The 3,024-nt window shown below is 59.6% G+C and carries 3 protein-coding genes and 1 pseudogene; 2 read left to right on the top strand and 2 right to left on the bottom strand.

Annotated features, from left to right (window positions below; all coding sequences use genetic code 11):
- The first annotated feature begins 71 nt into the window (after positions 1–71).
- On the top strand, positions 72–1,034 hold the full coding sequence (locus WIT60_RS16825) for an IS5 family transposase (protein ID WP_339584180.1): 963 nt from the start codon (positions 72–74) through the stop codon (positions 1,032–1,034).
- A gap of 13 nt (positions 1,035–1,047) precedes the next feature.
- Positions 1,048–1,830 (top strand): acyltransferase family protein, encoded by a 783-nt coding sequence (locus tag WIT60_RS16820; protein WP_339584972.1) that lies wholly within the window; start codon positions 1,048–1,050, stop codon positions 1,828–1,830.
- Positions 1,831–1,991: 161 nt separating this feature from the next.
- On the opposite strand, the gene istB is transcribed toward WIT60_RS16820, so the two are convergent.
- Together istB and WIT60_RS16810 are read right to left on the bottom strand one after the other, a co-directional pair.
- Entirely contained in the window at positions 1,992–2,789 is a 798-nt protein-coding gene (istB, locus tag WIT60_RS16815) for an IS21-like element helper ATPase IstB (protein WP_012080644.1), read from the bottom strand.
- A pseudogene (locus WIT60_RS16810) lies at positions 2,782–3,024 on the bottom strand (IS21 family transposase); the annotation flags it as partial. The gene istB and the pseudogene WIT60_RS16810, both read right to left, overlap by 8 nt.

Below are 3,024 nucleotides of genomic sequence, written 5' to 3'. Positions count from 1 at the left end.
TAGGGATGGTCTGCATAAACCGCCTGGACATGTGCTTGGCGCCAGCGTGATTGCCTGAGACGATTGAGCCCATGAAGCAGAGCAGCCTTGGATTGGGAACCTCGACGAAGCGCACGCGCCGTCGGGAGTTCCTCGACGAGATGGACCGGGTGGTGCCGTGGTCCGACCTGGTGGCGCAGATCGCGCCATTCATGCCCGAGGGCAAACGCGGCCGCCCGCCGTTCCCGGTGGAGTCGCTGCTGCGCATCCACTTCATGCAGCAGTGGTTCACGCTGAGCGACCCGGCCATGGAAGAAGCGCTGCACGACATGCCCCTGTTCCGCGACTTCGCCGGCCTGGGCGGCTGGGACGACCGACTGCCTGACGAGAGCACCATCTTGCGCTTCCGTCATGTGCTGGAGAAGAACAAGCTGGCCGAGCGCATCCTGGCCACGGTCAACCTGCTGCTGGGGGCCAAGGGTCTGATGCTGCGCAGCGGCACGGTGGTCGATGCCACGCTGATCTCAGCACCGAGCTCGACCAAGAACGCCAGCGGTGAGCGTGACCCGGAGATGCACCAAAGCAAGAAGGGCCAGCAGTGGTTCTTCGGCATGAAGGCGCACATTGGGGTGGACGCCGACTCGGGCCTGGTGCACACCGTGCGTGGAACCTCGGGCAACGTCAACGACGTGGTCGAAGCCAACAGCTTGCTGCACGGACAAGAAACGGATGTCTTCGCCGATGCGGGCTACCAGGGTGCCCACAAGCGACCTGACGCCAAAGTAGATGTGAAGTGGCATGTGGCCATGCGACCAGGCAAGCGCAAGTTGCTGGACAAAACCGATCCGGTAGATGCGCTGACCGATCAGGTCGAACGCATCAAGGCCAGCATCCGCGCCAAGGTGGAGCATCCGTTCCGTGTCATCAAGCGCCAGTTCGGCCATGTGAAGGTGCGCTATCGCGGCTTGGCCAAGAACACGGCGCAGTTGCACACGCTGTTTGCGCTGGCCAACCTGTGGATGGTCCGCAAGCGTTTGCCGGGGAGCCAGGCATGAGTGCGTCTGCTGCATGGGAAATGGGTGCGAAACGCGCCCAAAACACCTGCCAAAGGTACGCCCAGCCGCCTTTCTGGTCATGTCAGCACACCCAACCATGGTCAGCACTCATTTGTGCAGACCTTCCCTAGGAGTCGATTTCTTCTTTGTTCTCTCTGGCTTCATCATCGCCCACTCCAGCCTGCGGCCTGATTCGCTCCAGGGTGGAGCAAGAGAGTATTTCAAGGCAAGATTCATCAGAATCTACGTCCCATATTTACCAATAGGGGTTGGCATCTACCTCCTCTACCTGTTACTTCCTAACCTAAGTCAGGCCGAACGCTCCCCCAGTTTGCTAACGACTTTTTTGCTAATGCCGTCTGACGCCCCACCAGCCTTGTCAGTAGCTTGGACACTTGTGCACGAGATGATCTTTTACCTGATCTTCTCTTTGTGGTTTTTTTCACGCAAAGCATTCTGGAGCGTCTTGGCGATTTGGGTAGCTTCCATACTTCTGGCGTGGTTCTCTCATGTCACGATGAGTCGATTCGCCACCTACTTTCTGTCACCTCTAAACCTTTGCTTTATCCTCGGTTTGGGCATAAGTTCTCTTAGCAAACGCATCACCGTATCCACGCAAGTCGGTGCGAGCTTGGCTGCAGCAGGCATGCTCATGGTCTGTACCCAGTCTTTGAATGAAAGCCCAGACCGCCTTTGGGTGGCCCTAGGTTTCGGCTTGTTGGTGCTGGCTGCGGCAAATCCCAGCACTCAATGGGCTGGAATCTGGCAATGGGTGTCCGCGCCGATCCAAATCTGAGCCACCGTGCCGATCCAATATTGAGCCAGGGCTGGTAGCCGACCAAAGGGTGGTCAGCTGTGGATAAGTGTAGAGCCTGGCCTGGGTTTTGAGTTTTCCGGCCGGCTTGGTTGAACATCAAGGGGGAAGCCGCGCAGCGGCTTCCCCCTTCGCTTTGAGCTTCAGGCCTTGCCCTCTGCTGCAGCCTGCATCCGAGACTGCTCTCGTGCCTTGATGCGCCTCTTGGCCGTGCTGGAACTGTGCAGGAATCGGTGTGACTCGTTGCCCGTCTCCAGGATGTGGCAGTGGTGTGTGAGCCGGTCCAGCAGCGCCGTCGTCATCTTGGCATCACCAAAGACACGCGACCATTCCGCGAAGTCCAGATTCGTCGTGATCATCACGCTGGTGTGCTCGTACAACCGGCTGAGCAAGTGGAACAGCAGCGCACCGCCTGCCTGGCTGAACGGCAGGTAGCCCAACTCATCGAGGATCACCAGGTCCAGGCGCAACAAGCTCGTCGCGATGCGTCCGGCCTTGCCTTGTGCCTTCTCTTGCTCCAGCGCGTTGACCAGATCCACCGTGGAGTAAAAGCGCACGCGCCTGCCATGCTTGGTGATGCCGGACACGCCAATGGCTGTGGCCAGGTGGGTCTTGCCGGTGCCAGGCCCTCCCACCAACACCACGTTGTGCGCCACTTCTGTGAAGCCTGTCTCTGCCAGCGTGTGAACCAGCTTGCTGTCAACGGGGGACACAGCGAAGTCGAACCCAGCCAGGTCTCGATGCACAGGGAACTTGGCTGCATGCATCTGATGGCTCACCGAGCGCATGCCTCGGTCTGTGGCCTCGGCCTGCAGCAGGTGTTCAATCAACCACCGTGCATCCTCTGAGCCCGTACTGGACCCTTGTTCGATCAGGTCCAACCATGCGCCCGCCATGCCGTGCAGGCGCAGTTGTTTGAGCTCTGCAGCGATATCACGCATGGTTGATCTCCTCCGTGCCGCCTTGCCCGCGCAAGCTGTCGTAGCGCGCCGTGTTGGCCAGTGGGGCCACTGTCGCCTGCAAACAGGTCTGTGCATCTTCAGGCGTGGGTGCAGGGTTGAGCCTGCTCAGAACATTGATCACATGCTCGACGCTGACCTTGCCAGACGGTGGCGCGCTCTCCAGCGCCAATTCAACTGCCACCAGCACCGCATCCAGGCCAGCTGTGCTCACAAT

Source organism: Aquabacterium sp. G14, assembly GCF_037482285.1.
GTDB lineage: Bacteria > Pseudomonadota > Gammaproteobacteria > Burkholderiales > Burkholderiaceae_C > Aquabacterium.
Note: the sequence above shows the minus strand (reverse complement) of the source record. Positions and strands in the feature narration are given on the sequence as shown.

What these genes read in the sequence shown, in the direction of transcription:
- WIT60_RS16820 (WP_339584972.1), top strand. Translation starts at nt 1,048, where the DNA reads ATGGGAAATGGGTGCGAAACGCGCCCAAAACACCTGCCAAAGGTACGC.
- WIT60_RS16825 (WP_339584180.1), top strand. Translation starts at nt 72, where the DNA reads ATGAAGCAGAGCAGCCTTGGATTGGGAACCTCGACGAAGCGCACGCGC.
- istB (WP_012080644.1), bottom strand. Translation starts at nt 2,789, where the DNA reads ATGCGTGATATCGCTGCAGAGCTCAAACAACTGCGCCTGCACGGCATG.